This is a genomic window from Endozoicomonas sp., from assembly GCF_965196975.1.
In the GTDB taxonomy this organism is placed as follows: Bacteria; Pseudomonadota; Gammaproteobacteria; order Pseudomonadales; family Endozoicomonadaceae; genus Endozoicomonas.
In genome coordinates, this window is sequence record NZ_OZ239981.1 from 5,338,310 (window position 1) to 5,358,271 (window position 19,962).

Annotated in this window: 23 protein-coding genes, 4 tRNA genes and 2 riboswitches; of the genes, 23 read left to right on the forward strand and 4 right to left on the reverse strand. The window is 47.2% G+C overall.

The window, feature by feature from the left end; all coding sequences use genetic code 11:
* Window positions 1-4 precede the first annotated feature (4 nt).
* From ACOCLE_RS23725 to ACOCLE_RS23745, 5 genes are all read left to right on the forward strand, one after another.
* Window positions 5-442, forward strand: a complete 438-nt coding sequence (locus ACOCLE_RS23725) for a YbaN family protein (RefSeq protein WP_419534515.1) — start codon at window positions 5-7, stop codon at window positions 440-442.
* Window positions 443-525: 83 nt separating this feature from the next.
* A riboswitch (TPP riboswitch) is annotated at window positions 526-633 on the forward strand.
* Window positions 634-762: 129 nt separating this feature from the next.
* Window positions 763-1,728 carry an ABC transporter substrate-binding protein gene (locus tag ACOCLE_RS23730; protein ID WP_419534516.1) on the forward strand — a complete coding sequence of 322 codons (966 nt, stop codon included), beginning with the start codon at window positions 763-765 and terminating at the stop codon, window positions 1,726-1,728.
* Window positions 1,729-1,873: 145 nt separating this feature from the next.
* Complete coding sequence (gene rbsK / locus ACOCLE_RS23735) at window positions 1,874-2,845, forward strand: ribokinase (protein ID WP_419534517.1); 972 nt, start codon at window positions 1,874-1,876, stop codon at window positions 2,843-2,845.
* Window positions 2,846-2,993: 148 nt separating this feature from the next.
* The gene (gene tal, locus ACOCLE_RS23740) at window positions 2,994-3,947 is read left to right on the forward strand and encodes a transaldolase (protein ID WP_419534518.1); all 954 of its coding nucleotides are present in this window, start codon (window positions 2,994-2,996) and stop codon (window positions 3,945-3,947) included.
* Window positions 3,948-4,053: 106 nt separating this feature from the next.
* Entirely contained in the window at window positions 4,054-4,587 is a 534-nt protein-coding gene (locus ACOCLE_RS23745) for a thioredoxin family protein (protein WP_419534519.1), read from the forward strand.
* 47 nt (window positions 4,588-4,634) lie between these two features.
* Here ACOCLE_RS23745 and ACOCLE_RS23750 read toward each other — a convergent pair whose 3' ends face one another.
* Both ACOCLE_RS23750 and ACOCLE_RS23755 read right to left on the reverse strand, forming a co-directional pair.
* Window positions 4,635-5,048 (reverse strand): hotdog fold thioesterase, encoded by a 414-nt coding sequence (locus ACOCLE_RS23750; protein ID WP_419534520.1) that lies wholly within the window; start codon window positions 5,046-5,048, stop codon window positions 4,635-4,637.
* 158 nt (window positions 5,049-5,206) lie between these two features.
* On the reverse strand, window positions 5,207-6,235 hold the full coding sequence (locus ACOCLE_RS23755; protein ID WP_419534521.1) for a YbgA family protein: 1,029 nt from the start codon (window positions 6,233-6,235) through the stop codon (window positions 5,207-5,209).
* A 321-nt stretch (window positions 6,236-6,556) separates the two neighbouring features.
* Between ACOCLE_RS23755 and ACOCLE_RS23760 the strand changes: the two genes are divergently transcribed.
* Together ACOCLE_RS23760 and ACOCLE_RS23765 are read left to right on the forward strand one after the other, a co-directional pair.
* A complete protein-coding gene (locus ACOCLE_RS23760) occupies window positions 6,557-7,501 on the forward strand; it encodes a glutathione S-transferase family protein (protein WP_419534522.1) in 945 nt (314 codons plus the stop codon).
* Between the two features lie 361 nt (window positions 7,502-7,862).
* Window positions 7,863-8,417 (forward strand): GNAT family N-acetyltransferase, encoded by a 555-nt coding sequence (locus ACOCLE_RS23765; protein WP_419534523.1) that lies wholly within the window; start codon window positions 7,863-7,865, stop codon window positions 8,415-8,417.
* 46 nt (window positions 8,418-8,463) lie between these two features.
* Here ACOCLE_RS23765 and ACOCLE_RS23770 read toward each other — a convergent pair whose 3' ends face one another.
* Window positions 8,464-8,643 (reverse strand): hypothetical protein, encoded by a 180-nt coding sequence (locus tag ACOCLE_RS23770; protein ID WP_419534524.1) that lies wholly within the window; start codon window positions 8,641-8,643, stop codon window positions 8,464-8,466.
* A 64-nt stretch (window positions 8,644-8,707) separates the two neighbouring features.
* Here ACOCLE_RS23770 and ACOCLE_RS23775 point away from each other — a divergent pair, with 64 nt between their 5' ends.
* Together ACOCLE_RS23775 and thiC are read left to right on the forward strand one after the other, a co-directional pair.
* Window positions 8,708-9,316: a phosphohydrolase gene (locus ACOCLE_RS23775; protein WP_419534525.1), complete on the forward strand. Its 609-nt coding sequence runs from the start codon at window positions 8,708-8,710 to the stop codon at window positions 9,314-9,316.
* Between the two features lie 48 nt (window positions 9,317-9,364).
* A riboswitch (TPP riboswitch) is annotated at window positions 9,365-9,481 on the forward strand.
* A gap of 145 nt (window positions 9,482-9,626) precedes the next feature.
* Complete coding sequence (thiC, locus tag ACOCLE_RS23780) at window positions 9,627-11,435, forward strand: phosphomethylpyrimidine synthase ThiC (RefSeq protein WP_419534526.1); 1,809 nt, start codon at window positions 9,627-9,629, stop codon at window positions 11,433-11,435.
* Here the strand turns inward: thiC and ACOCLE_RS23785 are convergent.
* Window positions 11,402-12,472 carry a pyridoxal phosphate-dependent aminotransferase gene (locus ACOCLE_RS23785; protein ID WP_419534527.1) on the reverse strand — a complete coding sequence of 357 codons (1,071 nt, stop codon included), beginning with the start codon at window positions 12,470-12,472 and terminating at the stop codon, window positions 11,402-11,404. The genes thiC and ACOCLE_RS23785 overlap by 34 nt on opposite strands.
* Window positions 12,473-12,631: 159 nt before the next feature.
* Here ACOCLE_RS23785 and birA point away from each other — a divergent pair, with 159 nt between their 5' ends.
* The 14 genes from birA to ACOCLE_RS23855 all read left to right on the forward strand — a co-directional run bounded on the left by birA (window position 12,632) and on the right by ACOCLE_RS23855 (window position 19,951).
* Window positions 12,632-13,639, forward strand: a complete 1,008-nt coding sequence (gene birA, locus ACOCLE_RS23790; protein WP_419534528.1) for a bifunctional biotin--[acetyl-CoA-carboxylase] ligase/biotin operon repressor BirA — start codon at window positions 12,632-12,634, stop codon at window positions 13,637-13,639.
* Window position 13,640: 1 nt separating this feature from the next.
* Entirely contained in the window at window positions 13,641-14,402 is a 762-nt protein-coding gene (locus tag ACOCLE_RS23795) for a type III pantothenate kinase (protein ID WP_419534529.1), read from the forward strand.
* A gap of 14 nt (window positions 14,403-14,416) precedes the next feature.
* On the forward strand, window positions 14,417-15,139 hold the full coding sequence (locus ACOCLE_RS23800) for an SPOR domain-containing protein (RefSeq protein WP_419534530.1): 723 nt from the start codon (window positions 14,417-14,419) through the stop codon (window positions 15,137-15,139).
* 132 nt (window positions 15,140-15,271) lie between these two features.
* Window positions 15,272-15,355, forward strand: a tRNA-Tyr gene (locus ACOCLE_RS23805).
* A 120-nt stretch (window positions 15,356-15,475) separates the two neighbouring features.
* Window positions 15,476-15,549 (forward strand) — tRNA-Gly (locus ACOCLE_RS23810).
* A gap of 24 nt (window positions 15,550-15,573) precedes the next feature.
* Window positions 15,574-15,649 (forward strand) — tRNA-Thr (locus tag ACOCLE_RS23815).
* A gap of 134 nt (window positions 15,650-15,783) precedes the next feature.
* Window positions 15,784-15,859, forward strand: a tRNA-Trp gene (locus ACOCLE_RS23820).
* Between the two features lie 89 nt (window positions 15,860-15,948).
* The gene (gene secE, locus ACOCLE_RS23825; protein ID WP_419534531.1) at window positions 15,949-16,317 is read left to right on the forward strand and encodes a preprotein translocase subunit SecE; all 369 of its coding nucleotides are present in this window, start codon (window positions 15,949-15,951) and stop codon (window positions 16,315-16,317) included.
* A 12-nt stretch (window positions 16,318-16,329) separates the two neighbouring features.
* Entirely contained in the window at window positions 16,330-16,863 is a 534-nt protein-coding gene (gene nusG, locus ACOCLE_RS23830; RefSeq protein ID WP_101748382.1) for a transcription termination/antitermination protein NusG, read from the forward strand.
* Window positions 16,864-17,181: 318 nt separating this feature from the next.
* Window positions 17,182-17,616 (forward strand): 50S ribosomal protein L11, encoded by a 435-nt coding sequence (rplK, locus tag ACOCLE_RS23835; RefSeq protein ID WP_020581778.1) that lies wholly within the window; start codon window positions 17,182-17,184, stop codon window positions 17,614-17,616.
* Window positions 17,616-18,311 (forward strand): 50S ribosomal protein L1, encoded by a 696-nt coding sequence (gene rplA, locus ACOCLE_RS23840; protein ID WP_419534532.1) that lies wholly within the window; start codon window positions 17,616-17,618, stop codon window positions 18,309-18,311. Before rplK ends, rplA begins: the two co-directional genes overlap by 1 nt.
* A 305-nt stretch (window positions 18,312-18,616) precedes the next feature.
* Window positions 18,617-19,147, forward strand: coding sequence for a 50S ribosomal protein L10 (rplJ, locus tag ACOCLE_RS23845; RefSeq protein ID WP_066016064.1), 531 nt, complete (start codon window positions 18,617-18,619; stop codon window positions 19,145-19,147).
* Window positions 19,148-19,243: 96 nt separating this feature from the next.
* Window positions 19,244-19,618, forward strand: coding sequence for a 50S ribosomal protein L7/L12 (rplL, locus tag ACOCLE_RS23850; RefSeq protein WP_066016060.1), 375 nt, complete (start codon window positions 19,244-19,246; stop codon window positions 19,616-19,618).
* A gap of 144 nt (window positions 19,619-19,762) precedes the next feature.
* Window positions 19,763-19,951, forward strand: coding sequence for a hypothetical protein (locus ACOCLE_RS23855; RefSeq protein ID WP_419534533.1), 189 nt, complete (start codon window positions 19,763-19,765; stop codon window positions 19,949-19,951).
* The last annotated feature ends 11 nt before the right edge of the window (window positions 19,952-19,962 follow it).

Here is a 19,962-nt window from a genome sequence, read left to right on the forward strand (position 1 = left end):
AAGAATGAACCCAAGAGATAAAGCTCCGGCCCCTCAATCATCAGGCGTTCTGATACGTAACCCAGTGGTTCGATGGGTCTTTAAAGCCTGTGCCCTGCTTTGTGTTGTACTGGGATTTATCGGTGTTTTCCTGCCGCTGTTGCCCACTACGCCCTTTCTGTTGCTGGCGGCGTTTTTCAGTTTACGGTCATCTCCAGCCATTCACTCCTGGCTATTGAATCACCAGGTGCTGGGTCCCCCTTTGCGCCAGTATCTTGATGAACGCAGTATTTCCAGAAAGGTTTATATCCGCGCGGTTGCTTTTCTCTGGCTGACCATGAGCATCTCAATCTGGATTGTAAAATTGGTATGGGTTAAATACTTGCTTGTGGCTATAGCTGTCAGCGTGACGATGTATCTGACAAGGTTGCAGAGAAGGGGGGCCAGAGAGCACTCCTCCTGACGGCTGGCAGAAGGCAAAAAGCACTCTATAATTTTGCGTTAAGGTCTGCCTGACTCATTACTTATTAATGGTTTCTGGTGGACTCCAGTGGCGCAGGGTGCCTGTTTGATCAGTAAGCTTTCAGGCTGAGATTATACCTGTTGAACCTGAACCGGTTAGTACCGGCGTAGGAACTGCCATAAAGCTACCGCTTATTCTATAGACATTCTGGAGAGGTGCTTTGCCTCTACGTTATGTTCACAGCATAGGTGGTGCTGTCCTCTTCGGGCCTTTATGCGTCACGTTATTCGATGACTTCTATCTGTCGTGAGGATTAACGCATGACTGCAACGCCTCGGCTTTCCATGCTTCTCAACTGGTATGCCAACCCCTATCACACCCCTGTTTTTATGGCTCACCATCTGGGTTTTTATAAAGAAGAAGGGCTTGCTCCCGCCATTATGGAAACCACTGATCCTTCAGATGTAACCGACTTGATCGGTCAGAACAAAGTGGATATTGCATTGAAAGCGATGATTCATACTTATGCGGCCAGAGCCAAGGGCTATAAGGTTGTTTCTGTGGGCACGCTGTTTCATGAGCCCCCAACGGGCCTTATTTTTCTAAAGTCCAGTGGCATTAAGGGGTTTGATGATATCCGGGGAAAAAGAATCGGCTATATCGGTCGGTTTGGAAAAATCATCATTGATGACCTGGCCCGTAGGGCAAATATAGAGCCTGATGCCTATGAAACGGTTCGTGTTGGTATGAATATTACCGATGCCATTATTCAGAATAAGGTGGATGCTGGCATGGGGATTGGCTGCTTTCAACAGGTGGAGCTGGAGCAGGTCAGTGGCCAGGAGACGGGCATGTTGCGGGTGGATGAACTTGCCGGACTCGGGTGTTGCTGCTTCTGTTCAATTCTTTTCCTGGTGAATGAGGCCTACCTGGAGAACAACCAGGAGAATGTGAGACGGTTTATTAGAGCGACTCTAAGAGGGACTCAGTGGACGCTCGAAAATCCCGAAAAAGCGTATGAGCTACTTTGTGAGCAGATTCCGAGATTGAGAACGGATACCTTCAGGAAAATTTATATCAGTTGCCTTCCCTATTTCTCCCGTGACCTGATTAATGTGGACAGAGATTGGGAGAAAGTTGGTCTTTACGCTCAGCAGCTTGGTATTACGGATGAAACCATGGATTGCCACAGCTGTTATACCAATGAATTTTTACCTGACCGTCCTCACTCTACTTTTGAGCCTTTGGATGGGGCTTACATTTCTGAGCAGCTTAAAGCCTCATAGAGCAATTAAACTTATAACGAGTTTCAAGTAAATAGAAGTCTGGTTCTGTCCAGACTTCCTGATCCTGTTTTATAAAACCACCTGGCTCAAACGACATTTGAATTACACTTTACGCATTGTTAGCCTGATTTTCACCGGTGGTGATATGAGTAAGCAGATTCTCGTTTTAGGCAGTATTAATGTTGATCACGTTCTGAGGGTTGATTGTTTTCCAAAACCAGGCCAAACCATTACAGGCTCATCTTATACCGTTATGGCTGGAGGCAAAGGTGCTAATCAGGCCGTAGCCTGTGCCCGCCTCGGTGGGAACACGCACATGATGGCGGCTATTGGTCAGGACGACCTGGGGCGGGAAATAGTACAGCAACTCAGTGATGAGGGCGTTGATACAACTGCTATTACAGAAGTTGTGGATATGGATACCGGAGTTGCGCTGATTTTCGTTAATACCAAAGGCGAAAATATCATTGGTATTTCTGCTGGAGCTAATGGCTGCCTGAGAGAAGAGCATATTGAGCAGAACCAGAGCCTGATCGCTGATGCAGACTATCTGCTCTTGCAGCAGGAGGTTCCTGAACCGGTCATTCTACAGGCTGCTCATGTTGCCCGGAAAAACAATACGAAAGTTGTCTTGAATCCCGCACCTGCCAGAGAGTTTTCCAAGGATTACTTACTGGCTGTGGATTTGATTACTCCCAATCAGACGGAAGCGGAAATTATTACCGGCATCAAAGTTTCTGATGAGCCGTCTGCAAGACAGGCTGCTGGGATATTGCATGAGCAAGGTATTACTGACGTAGCGATCACCATGGGGCAGATTGGAGCCTATGTATCGTCAATGAGCTCAGGCCATCCTAAAGGTCTGATTGTTCGCGGGTTTCCTGTTAAGGCGGTTGATACAACGGCTGCCGGTGATACATTTAATGGCGCGTTGCTGGTGGCTCTGGCAGAAGGAAAGTCTCTGGAAGATGCTGCCCTTTTTGCCAATGCCAGTGCAGGCCTGTCTGTAATGAGTGCTGGATCTCAGTCGTCTATTCCCTATCGTTTTCAAGTTGAAGAATTTATTCATTGTGACCAGGAAATTGCGGATGCTGCTGAAGTCTCACGCAAATCATGATTCATGTATTTCTTTGATTTAAAAGACTAATACGGATACTCTGGAATCCTCTCGTTTATCAAATGCGAAGACGGTGGTTGTAAACTTTTAAAGCTCTTATCTGGTTATAAAGGATCCAGCTTTGTTATTGGCTGGAAGAAGGTGCAGTATGCAAAATCAGCTCGACCAATTAAAAAATATGACCAAGGTTGTGGCCGATACCGGTGATATCGAAGCCATCCGTCGATACCAGCCGGTTGATGCGACGACCAATCCTTCACTGATTTTAAAAGCTGCTCAGCTACCAGCGTATAAAGCGCTTGTTGATGAAGCCATTGCCTTTGGCCGCAATGGTTCAAAAGATAAAGCACAAAGTGCCCGTTATGCCTGTGACTGGTTGACTGTTGGTATTGGCAAGGAGATCCAGCAGGTGGTTCCCGGTGTTGTTTCTACTGAGGTGGATGCACGACTGTCATTTGATACTGATGCGACGATTCAAAAGGCCAGACAGCTGATTGATCTTTATAAAGAGCTGGGTGCGGATAGTAATCGGGTGCTGATCAAAATAGCTTCTACCTGGGAAGGTATTAGAGCTGCAGAGGTGCTTGAAAAAGAAGGTGTTCGTTGTAATCTGACATTGCTGTTCAGTTTTGCTCAGGCTCAGGCTTGTGCCGATGCCGGTGCCTATTTGATTTCACCCTTTGTTGGCCGGATTCTGGACTGGTATAAAAAAGCAGAAAGTAGAGACTTTACTGCTTCAGAAGATCCGGGCGTTCAATCGGTCACCCGTATTTACAATTATTATAAGCAGCACGGTTATAAAACCGTAGTGATGGGAGCCAGCTTCCGCAATACTGGTGAGATTATTGAGTTAGCCGGTTGTGACTGCCTGACTATTGCTCCAGACCTTCTGGATCAGCTGGAATCGACTGAGAAGCCACTTGAGCAAAAATTGTTTGCTGACTCACCAAGTTGCAGTGATGACAAAGTGGTGCTGGATGAGGCAGCATTTCGCTGGGCGATGAATGAAGATGCCATGGCAACAGAAAAGCTGGCTGAGGGTATCAGGAACTTTACTGCCGATCAGCTTAAGCTGGAAGAACAGTTGCTTGATGCACTCTAGGAGCCAGGGATTTCACACTGAGATGAAAATCCCCTGTAAATGATCCAGGATTGCGTATACTGACGAGCCAGACACATTAGCAATGTAGCTTGAGGGTCTGGCCAAGATGAAGAATAAAGTAAAACTGGTGCTTTCTTTGGTTGCTGTCGCTCTCAGCTTTCAGGCGCAGCCTGAAAGCTGTGGCTTCAACCTGGAAGCGGCTGAGGAAGTTGCCAGTTGTCCAAATGAGTATCTCCCCGTGGTTCCAACAGGAAAAATAAATCCGGAAAAATTGATTGCAGGGCAGGAGGAATTCCGCAGGTACTATCAGAGCTATCAGGTAGATACCGATGCAGTTGCACCACTTCGACAACTATCAATACCAACGGAGGTTGTTGTCATTATCGCTACCTGGTGCCCAGACTGCCATCGGGAAACGCCCCGCTTTATGCGAATTATGGAAGCGATTGATAATCCAGATATCCACATAACTTACATTGCCGTTGACCGGAATAAGAAAGATGAGGAGGGTCTGGCTGCACAGTATGAATTCAGTCGGATCCCTACGTTCATAGTGATGCAGAATGGCCTGGAAGTTGGCCGCATTGTTGAGCGCCCGGTGGTTTCACTTGAGAAAGATCTGGTGGATATTCTCAAGTGATCGGCCTTGAAGGGCATGGTGGTGGGAAGTCTGAGATAGGGAGATAATTACATCTTCTTTGTTGCCATGGTAATGCGGGATATGCAAGTGGGCCTACCCTTATCATCCTCAATTTTAATTTCCCATACCTGGGTACTGCGGCCGATATGGATCGGCCGGGTTGTGCCGGTCACTTTTCCAGAGGTGGCTGATCGAAGATGGTTGGCATTGATTTCCAGACCAACACAATAGGCTCCGTCTTCACAGCACAGGTTGGCGGCAATACTGCCCAGTGTTTCAGCGAGAACGACAGAGGCCCCACCATGGAGCAATCCCATGGGCTGGATGGTTCTGCGGTCAACTGGCATTGTGCCACGCAGAAAGTCTTCACCCACTTCTGTAATTTCAATGCCTACATAGTCACACATATTCTCTTTGAATACGGCTGTGTCAGGGTTGTAGGGCCTTTTCCAAATGGACATCTTGTTTCCTTTTCCTCTTTACTTATTATACCAATCAGAACCTTCTGACTCCCTATTGCGCTGAAGAGCTGGGCCTTAATCCTGCGTTGCCGATCGTCGCCTTGTCTTAAGGCTCAAATCTTCTTGCTCATAACGGGAGTTAGAAAGCACGATTGGTATTAGATCCGGTTTCGTAAGCCCAGCTGATCCGGGTGAGGAGTCAGGTAGGTTTGCCGTTGAATGTATTCACTGCCATGATTTTCGATAAAATGCCGCAGCATGGTCATTGGGGCAATGAGAGGCACCATTTCCTGACGGTACTCTTCAATCAACTTCAGAAGCTGGTTTCTTTCTTTACCATCGACACTCTTTTTAACATATCCGAGGATGTGCATCATGGCATTGGTGTGCGATTTTCGATTTGCACGTCGTTTAAGGGCATTTATAAAGTTCAGGAGATACTCATTCAGCAGCTCATCCAGAGACGCTTTACTGCCTTTGGCCACGATTTGACCCAGCAACTCATACCCCTGGGGATAATGGGCCATGATCATGTATTTGTGAGTAGAGTGAAAGTCGACCAGTGCTGCATAAGATGGCTCTGCCAATACGGCTCTCTGCCAGCGATCATAGGCGTAGACTCGTGTGAAAAAATTTTCACAGAGAATTGGATCGTGGAGTCTGCCTTCTTCCTCTACGGGCAATAATGGGTTGTTATCCATAAATGCCTTGGCATAGGCTCCGGGCGCACTTTCCCCCAGTGGGTGACCATTTTCATGGTATACCTTAACCCTTTCCATTCCACAGCTGGGAGACTTCTGCATCAGGATGTAGCCGCAAATATGGGAGAGCTGGTCAGACATTTCATGACCATAATTTTCTAAAGCATCGGTTACATCCAAACTGGAATTTTCAGTGCCGACGACTCGGACTTTCAACTGTTTATCTGGAGCAGACGATGAACTCTGCCGAGAAGTTTGTGATGTTTCAGCCAGTTCACCTACCAGCCGGATGGGCTCTCTGGGGGTTCCCAGTCCTATAGCCATCTCAGGGCAGACCGGCTCAAAGAGAAAGAAGTTATCGAGAGTGTTAACACAAAAAGATGAACGTTTGTGTCCCCCGTTGTAGCGTACTTTATGGCCTAAAAGGCAAGAGCTGATTCCCAGTGTGATCTGCTTTTCAGGCTCAGGTATGGAAACGATAGCCACTTGTTATTCTCCACTTTACGTTAGAAGTACAGTACTAACGAATATCGCCAGTTACCAGCAGTTCCTTTGTCTGTCAGTCGCTGAAGTCAGGCATTACTGTACAGTCCCCCTGAAGCATAAGTGACATGTTCATTAACGCATCTTCACTTATAACTGCCTATACGGTAAGACTTTTTCATTGGATTGGTTTATCTGTTTTCTGGGAAGATTTCATTGGTTCAAAATAAATGAATTCAATGGTCAGTTTTTTCCGGTTTAAGGAATTCAGGCCTTATTTATAATGTAGTTATTGTTTATCAGGCAGAGTGTGTTGGAGTAAATATGGGCAGGTTAGTGAAAGGGGTATGGCGGGACGAGTGGTATGATACTGAAGCCAGTAACGGTGAGTTTATCCGTGAAGATGCCGGGTTTCGTGGCTGGATCAAAAATGAGCCATCTGCCCGGTTTCAGCCGGAATCAGGGAGGTATCATCTTTATGTATCCCTGGCCTGCCCTTGGGCTCACCGAACATTGATTTTCAGGGAGTTGAAAGATCTGGCAACACATATTGAGGTTACTGTTGTATCCCCGGATATGCTTTCAGAAGGTTGGGAAATGAGTTCGCCAGATCTTCTCTTTGGGTTTACCCGAATGCATCAGGTCTACACTCAGGCCAAGCCCGATTATACCGGGCGGGTCACGGTACCAGTGCTGTGGGATAAAAAACACAATACTATTGTCAGTAATGAGTCCTCTGAAATTATCAGAATGTTTAATTCCGAGTTTAATGAGCTTACCGGGAATCGTGATGATTATTATCCAGAACAGCTCAGGAATGATATTGAACACTGGAATAATATTGTTTATGAGAACATTAATAACGGAGTTTATCGCTGTGGCTTTGCAACCAGCCAGATGGCCTACGAGAAAGCGTTTGATAATCTGTTTTCAGCACTGGATCGGGTAGATGCTCATCTGACAAAAAATCGGTATCTTGCAGGTGTTAAAATTACCGAGGCTGATTGGCGACTCTTTACAACGCTGGTTCGCTTCGATGCCGTTTATGTCGGTCATTTTAAGTGCAATAAAAAACGCATTGCAGACTATTTAAATCTTCAGGGGTATTTAAAAGAGCTTTATCAGGTTTCGGGTGTTAGAGAAATAACAGATTTTGATCACATAAAACGACACTACTATTACAGTCATACTGGGGTAAATCCGACCCAGATAATTCCCAAAGGGCCTGATTTGGATTTGGATAGTGCTCATTTTAGAGACAGAATTTGATATTGAGCGCTGACTTTAAGAGTTGATATAAATGCCTTACTTTTTTAGGGGTTAAGGGTACTGCATTTTTAGGTTAAGGCTTTAGTTTTTATAAAGGGAACTTTTGGCAGTCCGGATACACTAATATTTTGTAGCTAGACTTTACGGCCCTAGATACAAATACACGTCCTTATTGGAAGGGGGCTTTTTAAAAGGTCCTTTTCCAAGGTTCTCAATCCCTAATGACGTTGCTCCATGTTTTAATCATCTGATGACTCTTAATATCACTGTATTCCTGTCTTTAGTAAATAGTGTTTATTGAGAAAAAAACGAAAAAAATCAATTAATTATTTTGTTCTAGTGTCTGCATAGAGAGAACTTTTTGGATCGTTTAATTGTCCAATTGTTCAGAGACATTTCTGGAGATGTTTATACCGTGTTGATTGTTACAGATACGCCTCGCCTGATACTTCGCACCTGGCAGCTACAAGATGCAGATGCCTACTCTGCTCTATTAGGAGAAACACCTTCAAGCCATCCTGATGTTATGGCAAAGGAACCGGGCAGTCTGGCAGAAACTGAACTATGGCGGTATCAGGCTGAGCTCGACAAATGGGGCTGGTCTCGCTGGGCTGTTGTCTTCAAAGAAAACAATCAGTTAATAGGTTATTGTGGTTTTTCACCTTACGGTAAACATATCGAAATGAGCTGGCGTTTCCTCCCAGAGTATCGTGGCAGAGGCTTAGTGCTTGAGGCCGTTGAGGCTGTCACTCAATTTGGGTTTATCCAGCTGGGTATTGATGAGATTATTTCTTATACAACTCCGAATAATGAGTTTGCTCAAGGAGTGATGCAGCAGCTTGGAATGACGCTCGATCGTTTTGAAGGCTGGAGTACTTGTACAGTCGCAAGATATCGTATTCAATCCCCTGCATGACGCTATCCATTGCACTTTATCACAATATAACAATCCCTTCTTATCCCTACTTGATGACCTGCCCATTTTCAAGGCAGTTTTTAGATACTGATAATGCCTTTCCCTTTATGTGTGAACAGATAGCAAATATCTGAAAAGTATTTTTATTGGCAGTACAATTCTGATGCTTGGCATCAAAAAATATTTTCCAACTTTCAATCATCCATTGCCTTTTTTGTAACTTCATGGTCAATACTTCCAAAGAAACACTGTACCGCTGGGAACAGCAAATTATCATCTGTCTAAGATCCATGGATCACGATAATGATGATGACTCTCATGACTTTTCTCATTTTCAGCGAGTCTGGAAAACTGCACAGCAGATAATGGATCAGGAGCAGGTAGTTGTGAATCGACTGGTAGTTCTCGCTGCCTGCTATTTTCACGATATTGTGGTTTTGCCAAAAGATCATCCTGAGCGGTCCAGGGCGTCTTCGCTCGCTGCGATAAAAACCAGAACCTGTCTTGAGGATATGGGGTTCCCTTGTGAATTAATTGATAACGTATGTCACTCAGTGGAAAGTCACAGCTATTCTGCTGGCATTGTGCCCGAAACTATCGAAGCAAAAGTTGTACAGGATGCTGATCGGATGGAGGCTCTTGGTGCAATTGGTTTAGCCCGGGTTTTTTATACATCGGGTCTCCTGCGGCGAAAGATGTTTGATCCTGAGGACCCTCTAGCCGAACATCGAGCGCTTGATGATCGTGAATATGCTCTGGATCATTTTCAGGTAAAACTGCTGAAGTTGTCAGAAACTATGCAAACAAATGCCGGACGCAGGATGGCAGAGCGGAATTCTGATTACCTTAGAGAATACATGGGCAAGTTACTAAAAGAACTGAATGGTGATTATTCCTGAAAAGGGGGATTGGTACTATTTTTCCAGGGGGGGCACCCTTATAATCCTTGCATCTTGTCGGAGTGCGTATAGCTGAGATCGCTGCATTTTATCGGAGTTATTTGCAGCAAATCCGTTGAACCTGCCCAGGATAATACCTGCGAAGGGAACAAGAAAAGAGAATAGAGATCGATATCGTTTTGTTGGATGGTCGATCACTCTTTAGGTCAACAATGCATCAGTAATGCCTGATATTATTGCCCTTCTTTTACTCTTTTTTTCTAAAGCAACACCGGCAAGCCATACACATAATAATAGATAAGGGATATACATGGCTTGTAACTCTCACCGTCAGAATGTTCAGACGAATGCCCCAATTTCTGACAGTCAATCGCTTCTGGCAGAAGCTTGTCGTCCATTTCCTGCTTCAAGAAAAATTTACCTCGCCGGCAGTCGCCATAATATTCGTGTAGGCCTGCGAGAAATAACGATTGGGCAGAGGAATGGGGAGTTCAGTAAGTTGGCAACTGAATCTGCCGTTCGGGTTTATGACACATCTGGTCCTTATACTGATCCAGAATACACTCTGGATCTGCTGCAGGGGCTGCAGCCTATCCGTTCAGAATGGATACTGGGGCGTGAAGACTCAGAAGAGCAAAGTGCCCATTCTTCAAAGTACGCATTGCGACGAAAACAAGATATTCAGGTTGAGCCGTTGCGTTTTCAGTCGCCTGTTTCTGTCAGGTGTGCCCTTCCCGGAAGAAATGTAACTCAGCTCCACTATGCAAGGAAGGGAATCATCACACCAGAGATGGAATATATAGCGATCAGGGAAAACATGGGGCGCCCAGAAGTATCGAAGATAACTCCGGACTTTGTTCGTCAGGAGGTCGCATCAGGCCGTGCTGTTATACCCGCTAACATTAATCATCCCGAAACGGAGCCAATGATCATCGGTCGTAACTTTCTGGTAAAGGTCAATGCCAATATTGGTAATTCTCCAGTGACGTCCACCATTGAGGAAGAGGTTGAAAAGTTGCTCTGGGCAACGCGCTGGGGTGCCGATACGGTGATGGATCTTTCTACAGGTAAGAATATCCATGAAACCCGGGAGTGGATTTTAAGAAACTCTCCGGTACCGATTGGTACAGTGCCTATTTATCAAACACTGGAGAAAGTAAATGGCAAGGTAGAGGATCTTAACTGGGAGGTGATGAAAGACACATTGATTGAGCAGGCAGAGCAGGGGGTCGATTACTTTACGATTCACGCAGGAACATTGAGAGATCATGTAAAACTAACGGCTGATCGTTTGACCGGTATTGTGTCCAGGGGAGGTGGAATACTCGGGCAGTGGTGTGAGATTCATGACCGGGAAAACTTTTTGTATGAGCATTTCGATGAGATTTGCGAAATATGCAAAGCATACGACATTACTCTTTCATTGGGGGATGGACTTCGTCCGGGGTCTGTTGCTGACGCCAATGATGCTGCACAGTTTGCTGAACTGAAAACGTTAGGTGAACTTACCAGGAAAGCCTGGGAGCATGATGTGCAGGTGATGATTGAAGGACCGGGTCATGTTCCGATGCACCTGATTCAGGAAAATATGGATAAACAGCTTGAGTATTGTAATGAGGCTCCTTTCTACACACTGGGTCCTCTAACAACAGATATTGCTCCTGGCTATGACCACATTACTTCCGGGATTGGTGCGGCGATGATCGGCTGGTTTGGCTGTGCGATGCTCTGTTATGTGACGCCAAAAGAGCATCTTGGTCTACCCAATCGTGAGGATGTTAAGCAGGGGCTGATTGCTTACAAAATTGCTGCTCATGCGGCAGATGTCGCGAAAGGTCATCCGGGAGCCCAGCTAAGAGATGATGCACTTTCCCGTGCCCGTTTTGAGTTTCGCTGGGAGGACCAGTTTAACCTGGCCCTGGACCCGGATACTGCGAAAGCCTACCACGATGAAACCCTTCCTCAGGACAGCGCCAAAGATGCGGGCTTCTGTTCAATGTGTGGACCAAACTTCTGCCCAATGCGCATGACACATGACGTGCGTGAGTTGGAAGGACCTTCAGCCAGCCATGAACCTTTAGCTGATCAAAAGTCTCCAGTGGTAGAAAGCACCTCCTGAATCCTGTCTATCAGCTGCCGGGTCTGGGCAATATCACCCAGTGTTATTCTCAGGCCTTTGCGCCCAGCCTGGTCAGGCTTGGGGCGAACAAGGATGCCATGGCTGCGCAGGTGCTGTTCGATGACATCAGGGTTATCCGGAAATGCCCAGATGAAATTGGCTGCGCTGGGCCAAAAGGGGATGCCCTGTTGATCAAGGAACTGCTCAAACAACGGTTTTGATTCTTCCATGACTTCCCGGACGTACTGATGGGTATACTCCGGGTGGTCTAAGGCAGCACTGATGGCAACGGCTGCAAACTGGTTAACATCATAAGGGCCACGAATATTCAGCAGTGCGCTGATATTGTCAGGGTGGCTGATCACGTAGCCCAGCCGAATGGAAGGCAGGCCCCAGGTTTTAGAGAATGTGCGGGTGATCAGAATATTGGAGTATTCCATAACCACATCAGCAACAGTTGCCTGAGAATATTCAAAGTAGCATTCATCAACCAGCAGGGCGGTATCCGGTGCGGATCTGGCAATGGTCAGAATATCTTCACGACTGATTTGGGTGCCGCTGGGGTTGTTCGGGTTTGCGATGACAATCAACCGGGTTTTTGGTGTGATGGCGGCCAATACTGCGTTAACTGGGAAGCCTGTTTCACGCGTATAATCAGGTTCAATAATGTTCAGCCTTTCAATATTCGCGCACTGATGGTACATGGCGAAGGTTGGACCGGGGATGATGATTTCATCATCTTCTGTGCAGGCAGCACGGATAATAATGTCAATCCCCTGGTCAGAGCCATTGGTGATCATTACCTGGGGTTCATTGATGCCTGCGTAGTCTGCAATTTTTCGGGACAGGTCACCATAGGATGGATAAACCTGCAGGCGATCATCATTGATATAGTTAATGAGTGCCTGTTTAACATGTTCACTGACAGGCCGTGTTCTTTCATTGAAATCCAAAAGCAGATGGTGATGAGGGTCTCTGCCTTCAAGTGGCGGAGTGTAGGCGCTCATCCGTGTGATGTGGGACTTGAAAATACTCATCTGTTGTTTCCCTGATCCATCTGTTTTTGTCAGTGTCTGGAGAAGATGCAGTATAGAGCAGAGCTCTTGGGAGAAGCTATCAGAAAGGCGCTGGGTCCGCTAAATGTTCTACCCTGATATACTATTCAGCTTCCTGACAGGTCTGTGGAACTCCTATAAATGGAAAAGGTATTAGAACTTCTGGCTGACGGCGGTTTCCACTCAGGTGAAGAGCTGGGTAGTGTGTCGGGTATCAGTCGCGCAGCAATCTGGAAAAAGCTGAAAGTGCTTGAAGAGCTTGGTCTTCAGATTGACTCAGTCAAAGGCAGGGGGTACAGGCTACACCCTGGGGTTGAGCTGCTTGATAATGAACGTATTCTCAAAGCTTTAGATCCCGCTGTCAGAGAGGCGGTTATCGTCCATACCTGTCTGAAAACCGCATCGACCAATGATCTGGTCAGAGAGATTCCTGTTACCAGCCCCTTAATAAAAGGGGTGTGTCTGGCAGAGTACCAGACCAGCGGGCGTGGTCGCCGGGGCCGATCCTGGGATAACCCATTTGGCTCTACCATCAGTATGTCTGTACGCTGGTTTTACAGTGCGGGTATGGCATCCCTGGAGGGGCTGAGTCTGGCGGTAGGGTTGAGTGTGCTGAAAGCACTGGAGCGCTGTGGTGGCAGTGATCTCAAATTGAAGTGGCCAAATGATGTACTTTGGAAATCTCCAAACGGTTTTCAGAAGCTGAGTGGAATACTGTTGGAAGTGCACGGAGACCCCACCGGAGACTGTGAGGTGATCATCGGTATTGGTGTCAATATTGCTCTGAGCCAGAAACAGATCAATGGTATTAACCAGCCGGCCGTAGATATGCAGCGAGTCTGTGGTGCTACAGTGAGTCGTAATCAGGTAGCCAGTGAGTTGATTAACGAACTGTGTCGTACCCTGGATAAGTTCAGCCTACAGGGCTTTAGCCATTTTAAAGAGCAGTGGGAACACTATGATGCGTTTGCCGGACATGAGGTTGTCCTGGACGCATCGGGCAAAACAGTCTCCGGAGTCGCTTCAGGTATAAATGATCATGGCGGACTGTTATTGAAGACGGGTGAAGGTATGATGACTTTCAATGGCGGTGAGGTTTCGTTAAAGGCCGCGACACTTGGAAAGAGCCAGTGTGGCAAGAGCAAATAACATGAGAATTCTGGAGTTGGATGCAGGCAATAGCCGATTAAAATGGCGACTTCTGAATAAAGGCCAAATCATTTCCAGTGGCTTTCTTACAAACAGCGAAGACTGGCAGTACGAGTTACCGAGGTTGTTTGATCAAATTGGGCCGGTCGATTCTGCCAGGGCATCCATTGTATCGGGTGATGAGCGTTTTACGTTGCTGAGCGCTGCTGTTAATCAGCACTTTAATGTATCCCTGTTAAGGGTCGAGGTTAAAGAGCAGTGTCGGGGAGTTCAGGTTGCTTATCCTGGTCTGGGCGTTGATCGTTGGCTGGCGATGCTTGCTGCCCACCATGTGGGCGGGGCTGAGTGTAAAGAGGCCTCCAGCAAAATGGTGGTGAGTTGTGGTACAGCCATTACCATTGACTTGCTGAGTGGCAGCGGGAATCACCTTGGAGGATATATAGTACCAGGTGTTGGCCTGATGAAGAGGATGTTGCATACCAAGACAGCACAACTTCCCATGGTAGAAGCTGAAGCGTTAACGGTTACTCCCGGAACAAGCAGTGCTGACTGCATTAATAACGGTATTCTGGCCATGGCAGTAGCAATGATTAATACACAACAGTTACAGCATAAGGCGGCTTATGGAAAAGAGTGCGTCATTTATCTCACGGGGGGGGATGCTACTTTGATTCAGCCTTATATCCAGGGTGAGTGTTATCATCATCCCGCGCTGGTGATGGATGGTTTGGGTCTTGCCTTCGAAGATGAGGGGGAAGGGTAACTCCATTTTATAAGATGCGTTTGACAGTAATTTTTCTTGTGTTTGCCAATATCAGTTACTTTGCCTGGGGCTCATGGCAGGAGTCCAAGGTTGGTTACTGGTTGCCTGAGAATGATGATGCTTATACAGAAGCCTCTGGTGAGCGACTGGTCCTGTTAACTGAAACTGAGGAATCTCTTCAGTCTCGTCGTGAAGATATTGCGGTGCAGCCCGCCTTGAATACATCGCTGTATTCAGGGGGGGAGGCTCAGGAATGTCTGGTCGTTGGGCCTTTTGCGAATGTGGTTAAGGTTGATGAGCTGCAGCAGCGGCTCTTTGCAGTTGGTGTCAGCAGCAAAGAGCGTGCGGATGAAAACAGTCAGCAGGAAGATTACTGGGTGCATATACCGCCACTGGCCAGCAGGGATGCAGCGATACGGCTGTTAAGAGAGCTTCAGGCCCAGAGAATTGACAGTTTTGTGATTACTCAGGGTGAGTTGGCCAATGGGATATCGCTGGGGCTTTTTTCGCGAAGTGAGTCTGCAAAAGCGGTAAGTCGTCGTTTAATGGATGCAGGCTATGTAGTTGCGATCAAGTCTCTACCCAGGGTTCCTGAGCAGTGGTGGCTTGAGATGGATGCCGCGGTAGAAGGAAAGCTGAGTACGTCATTCTGGGATGAAGCCGCTGACCAGTTTCCTGAGCTGAAAAAGTTAAAAAAGAGTTGTAAAAGCATTGCAACGGACAAAGAGTTTCTCTAGTATACGCCTCGCTGCTCAGGGAGGCAGTTAGCCAAGCCGGCAAGCGGAAGCGATCGATTAAGAAGGTTGCTGAAGAGGAAAAAAAGGCTGGGTTGACAAAGAGAACTTCCTGAATAAAATAGCGCAGCATCTGGTGGGGTTCCCGAGTGGCCAAAGGGATCAGACTGTAAATCTGACGCGAAAGCTTCGCTGGTTCGAATCCAGCCCCCACCACCAGATTTCACTTCCTCGTGTTAAGCGGTGTCAAAAAAATGATGCTTGATGCTTGGAGACTGCTGGCTTCTCTTGTATTCTTTGGATGTCTAGAAGCTTCTGCATAAATAATACTTTGTTTGTGCGGGTATAGTTCAATGGTAGAACCTCAGCCTTCCAAGCTGATGATGCGGGTTCGATTCCCGCTACCCGCTCCAGTTCATGTCTTTTTGTAAAAGAATGCTCTTATAGCTCAGTCGGTAGAGCGCATCCTTGGTAAGGATGAGGTCACCGGTTCAATTCCGGTTAAGAGCTCCATATTTGAGAGGCAGTTGTCTCTTTTTTTTTCGGGTGCTGATTGGTTTTTTTGCGCTCGATAAGCCGCAGGGCTTTTCAGGTCGGTAGATGATGATTATAATTCACCGATTCTGTATCCAGAGTGATAAGGATTTAGGCCAGTAGTTCAATTGGTAGAGCACCGGTCTCCAAAACCGGGGGTTGGGGGTTCGATTCCCTCCTGGCCTGCCATTTCCAATGATCAAGCTCTTGGGATGCTTGTTCTCAGAGGTCTTTTTAAAGGTCTTTTAAAGAAAGCCTAGATAGAGAAAATCAAGCTGATGAGTGGAAATTCTGAAATTGCGACTTCGGGTCGTCTGGATGGTCTCAAGTGGGGCCTTGTGGCGATTCTGGTCGCTGTTGGTGTTTACGGTAATTATTACTTCTCTGCTGAGTCGCTCCTTCTCAGGGTCGTTGGTCTGCTGGTGATTGCGGCGGTTGCCGGGTTTGTTGCTCTGCAGACTGTAAAGGGTGGTGCCTTCTGGACGTTGTTGAAGGATGCCAAAACCGAGATTCGCAAGGTTGTCTGGCCTACTCGTCAGGAGACGGTACAAACCACGCTCGTGGTTGTAGCTGTCGTGTTAGTGATGGGTCTTATTTTGTGGGGGCTCGATTCTCTGCTAGGCTGGATGATCAGCAGCCTGATTTGATAGGGACAGGACATGGCGAAACGTTGGTATGTGGTTCATGCCTACTCTGGATACGAGAAGCAGGTGTTGCGCTCTCTGAATGAGCGTATCAAGCGTCTTGGTATGGAAGAGTATTTTGGCGAAATTCTGGTGCCTACCGAGGAAGTGGTAGAGATTAAGAACGGCCAGAAGCGCAAGAGTGAAAGGAAGTTCTTCCCGGGCTATGTGTTAGTCCAGATGGAGATGAACGAAGACTCGTGGCACCTGATTAAAGATACGCCGCGTGTTATGGGTTTTATTGGTGGTACGGCTGATAAGCCTGCACCGATTACCGAAAAGGAAGCTGACGCCATTCTGCGTCGTGTGCACGAAGGTGCTGAGGCTCCAAGGCCTAAAACGCTGTTTGAGCCGGGTGAGATGGTTCGTGTTATCGAGGGTCCTTTTGCTGACTTTAATGGTGTGGTGGAAGGCGTTAACTACGAGAAAAGTCGTCTCCAGGTGGCGGTAATGATCTTTGGTCGCTCAACGCCTGTAGAGCTTGAGTTTGGCCAGGTCGAAAAAGTGTAAGTCGATCGGATTGCTCTCAATTCCCCGTTTGCCGTTCTGGTAGCGGGGTTTTGTGTTTTCAGGGGTTGGAGTTTTTGGGGTTGGCTGAATGCTTTTCTCTGATTGCTTTCTTCTTCTGTGTGCTGAAAAGAGATGATTGTGTGAATTGCAATTATCTTAAGTGTTTTTGCGCTGGTGCTTTCGGGATGATTTCTGTAAACTACCGCGCTTTGTAGACGGGTAGCCGTGGATTTTGATGCTTTTCTCCTTGGGCCTCTTGGTGTAAAGAGGGCTGGGAAAGAGGGTTGGATGAGGCTGTGACCCATTTAGAGGTTAAAAATGGCCAAGAAAGTACAAGCTTATATTAAGCTTCAAGTGCCTGCTGGACAGGCAAACCCATCTCCACCTGTTGGTCCTGCTCTGGGTCAGCACGGTGTAAACATCATGGAATTCTGTAAGGCGTTCAATGCAAGCACCCAGAAAATGGATGCTGGTATGCCGATTCCTGTTGTTATTACTGTATACAGTGATCGCAGTTTCACTTTTGAAACCAAGACTCCGCCTGCCTCTGTTCTGCTGATGAAGACTCTGAAGCTGAAGAAAGGTTCTGGTCGTCCAAATACCGAGAAAGTTGGTACTGTGACTCGCGAGCAACTGCTTGAAGTTGCCAAGATCAAAGAGCCTGATCTGACTGCTGCTGACGAAGATGCGGCTGTTCGTACCATTGCTGGTTCAGCTCGTTCCATGGGTCTGATCGTGGAGGGTGTTGAGTAATGGCTAAGTTGTCAAAGCGTGCAAAACTGATCGCTGAAAAGATCGACTCTACCAAGTCTTACGGCTTTGAAGAAGCTGCAGGTCTGCTGAAAGAGATCTCCAGCGTCAAGTTCAAGGAAACTATCGAAGTTTCTGTGAACCTGGGTGTAGATCCTCGTAAATCTGATCAGGTGGTTCGTGGTTCTACCGTGCTGCCTAATGGTACTGGTAAAGACGTTCGTGTAGCTGTGTTTACTCAGGGTGCTAACGCTGAAGCCGCTAAAGAAGCGGGTGCTGAAGTGGTTGGTATGGAAGATCTGGCTGAGCAGGTTAAAGCTGGTCAGATGGATTTCGACGTAGTTATCGCTTCTCCGGATGCGATGCGTGTTGTTGGTCAGCTGGGTCAGATTCTGGGTCCGCGTGGCCTGATGCCTAACCCTAAGGTTGGTACTGTAACGCCTAACGTTGCTGAAGCCGTTAAAAACGCTAAAGCTGGTCAGGTACGTTTCCGTACTGACAAGAACGGTATTATCCACGCCGGTGTTGGCAAGATTGACTTTGAAGCGGCTGCTCTGAAGCAGAACGTCGAAGCTCTGCTGGTTGATCTGAAGAAGCTGAAGCCTTCTTCCAGTAAAGGCGTTTACATGAAGAAAGTTACCCTGTCCTCTACCATGGGTCCAGGTCTGACTATCGACATGTCCTCTCTGTCTGCGTAAGCGATAGAAAGAATTGCTGAGGTCTGGCTTGCCAGGTCTCTGGCTGGCAGGATGCCAGTCGCAACCTTCTTTGGGGTCCCTGCTGTTGCGGGGGTCGTCAAAGATCGCAGGTGTCGGATGCTGTGCCTGTTTCGACAGGGTTCTTCATGATGAAGGACAAAAAGTAGATGGCTTAATCTCCTGCGTAGACGGTGAGTATGCTTTTTGAAAGACAAAAGTGTGCACCCATCACCGTATTGTAAGCGCTTGATGGTTTGTCGCTGATGAGCGATCAAGTGAAACTTCATAAATTTGGAGTAAAGCCCATGGCGTTAGGACTCGAAGACAAGAAGGCAATTGTTGCCGAAGTCAGCGAGGCTGCACAAAGCGCTCTGTCGGCTGTAATCGCGGACTACCGTGGTCTTACTGTTAGTCAAATGACTGCTCTGCGTAAGCAGGCTCGTGAAGGTGGCGTCTACCTGAAGGTGGTTCGTAACACTCTGGCCAAGCGCGCTGTAGAAGGTACTGATCTTCAGTGCCTGCAGGAAGTTCTGGTAGGCCCTACTGTGCTTGCTTTCTCTATGGAAGATCCAGGTGCCGCTGCGCGTCTGATGAAAGATTTTGCCAAAGAGAACAAAGAGCTGGACATCAAAGCTCTGTCTATTTCTGGACAGTTGCTGGGTGCAGAACAGATCGACGTTCTGGCCAAGATGCCTACTCTGGATCAGGCTCGCGCAATGCTGATGAGCGTAATGATCGCACCGGTAACCAAGCTGGCAAGAACTCTGAACGAGATTCCTGCAAGCGTTACCCGTGTTGTGGCAGCTGTTGCCGACGAGAAGAAGAAGGCCGCTTAATCCTTGCTGGATTGGTTTTCTTGCTTTTTTGCTTAAACAAATTTTGGGGCTTGCTTTTTTTTGTTTGCCCCGACCAAGATTTTTGGAGATATAGAGATGGCTCTGTCCAAAGAAGATATCCTGAATGCAATCGCTGAAATGTCTGTAATGGACGTTGTTGAACTGGTTTCCGCTATGGAAGAAAAGTTCGGCGTTTCTGCTGCTGCTGCTGTTGCTGTTGCTGCTGCTCCTGCTGAAGCTGCTGCTGCTGCTGAAGAGAAGACTGAGTTTGACGTAATCCTGGCTGACGCTGGCGACAAGAAAGTTAACGTTATCAAGGTAGTACGTGCTGCTACTGGCCTGGGTCTGAAAGAAGCTAAAGCTGTTGTAGACGGCGCTCCAGCTCCTCTGAAAGAAGGCGCTTCTAAAGAAGAAGCTGAAGAGCTGAAGAAGCAGCTGGAAGAAGCTGGTGCTAAAGTAGAAATCAAGTAATTTCTATAAAAGCATTGCATAATCCCGAGTCTGTTGCATAATAGATTCAGGTGGCTGGTGCCTGCGAGGGCGCCGGCCTTTTTTCCGTTGTATGAGCTATATCGTCTGAGTAACTGTATTTGCACGTAGCGTCTGTCTTATATCATGAAGATTTCCATTTTCTTCGGCTCTTGTGGCTGGATGGGTTTTTTCGTGATTTTGTTAGGAACTACTGCCTTAGCGGATGCATGTGGCAGGGATATGAGCTTGGAAAAGTTGTCGCAGAATCTGACCAATCTGGAGATGGCTTTTTGTGTTGGTGTAAAACGGCTCAATGCAGGGAATTTTCGGTAATATAGTATCAC

Coding starts and splice junctions, on each gene's coding strand:
- birA (WP_419534528.1), top strand. CDS start 12,632: ATGGAAAAGGTATTAGAACTTCTGGCTGACGGCGGTTTCCACTCAGGT.
- thiC (WP_419534526.1), top strand. CDS start 9,627: ATGGCTTGTAACTCTCACCGTCAGAATGTTCAGACGAATGCCCCAATT.
- nusG (WP_101748382.1), top strand. CDS start 16,330: ATGGCGAAACGTTGGTATGTGGTTCATGCCTACTCTGGATACGAGAAG.
- ACOCLE_RS23745 (WP_419534519.1), top strand. CDS start 4,054: ATGAAGAATAAAGTAAAACTGGTGCTTTCTTTGGTTGCTGTCGCTCTC.
- secE (WP_419534531.1), top strand. CDS start 15,949: ATGAGTGGAAATTCTGAAATTGCGACTTCGGGTCGTCTGGATGGTCTC.
- tal (WP_419534518.1), top strand. CDS start 2,994: ATGCAAAATCAGCTCGACCAATTAAAAAATATGACCAAGGTTGTGGCC.
- ACOCLE_RS23775 (WP_419534525.1), top strand. CDS start 8,708: ATGGATCACGATAATGATGATGACTCTCATGACTTTTCTCATTTTCAG.
- ACOCLE_RS23750 (WP_419534520.1), bottom strand. CDS start 5,048: ATGTCCATTTGGAAAAGGCCCTACAACCCTGACACAGCCGTATTCAAA.
- rplL (WP_066016060.1), top strand. CDS start 19,244: ATGGCTCTGTCCAAAGAAGATATCCTGAATGCAATCGCTGAAATGTCT.
- ACOCLE_RS23855 (WP_419534533.1), top strand. CDS start 19,763: ATGAAGATTTCCATTTTCTTCGGCTCTTGTGGCTGGATGGGTTTTTTC.
- rplJ (WP_066016064.1), top strand. CDS start 18,617: ATGGCGTTAGGACTCGAAGACAAGAAGGCAATTGTTGCCGAAGTCAGC.
- ACOCLE_RS23800 (WP_419534530.1), top strand. CDS start 14,417: ATGCGTTTGACAGTAATTTTTCTTGTGTTTGCCAATATCAGTTACTTT.
- ACOCLE_RS23770 (WP_419534524.1), bottom strand. CDS start 8,643: ATGAAGTTACAAAAAAGGCAATGGATGATTGAAAGTTGGAAAATATTT.
- rplA (WP_419534532.1), top strand. CDS start 17,616: ATGGCTAAGTTGTCAAAGCGTGCAAAACTGATCGCTGAAAAGATCGAC.
- rplK (WP_020581778.1), top strand. CDS start 17,182: ATGGCCAAGAAAGTACAAGCTTATATTAAGCTTCAAGTGCCTGCTGGA.
- ACOCLE_RS23785 (WP_419534527.1), bottom strand. CDS start 12,472: ATGAGTATTTTCAAGTCCCACATCACACGGATGAGCGCCTACACTCCG.
- rbsK (WP_419534517.1), top strand. CDS start 1,874: ATGAGTAAGCAGATTCTCGTTTTAGGCAGTATTAATGTTGATCACGTT.
- ACOCLE_RS23795 (WP_419534529.1), top strand. CDS start 13,641: ATGAGAATTCTGGAGTTGGATGCAGGCAATAGCCGATTAAAATGGCGA.
- ACOCLE_RS23725 (WP_419534515.1), top strand. CDS start 5: ATGAACCCAAGAGATAAAGCTCCGGCCCCTCAATCATCAGGCGTTCTG.
- ACOCLE_RS23730 (WP_419534516.1), top strand. CDS start 763: ATGACTGCAACGCCTCGGCTTTCCATGCTTCTCAACTGGTATGCCAAC.
- ACOCLE_RS23760 (WP_419534522.1), top strand. CDS start 6,557: ATGGGCAGGTTAGTGAAAGGGGTATGGCGGGACGAGTGGTATGATACT.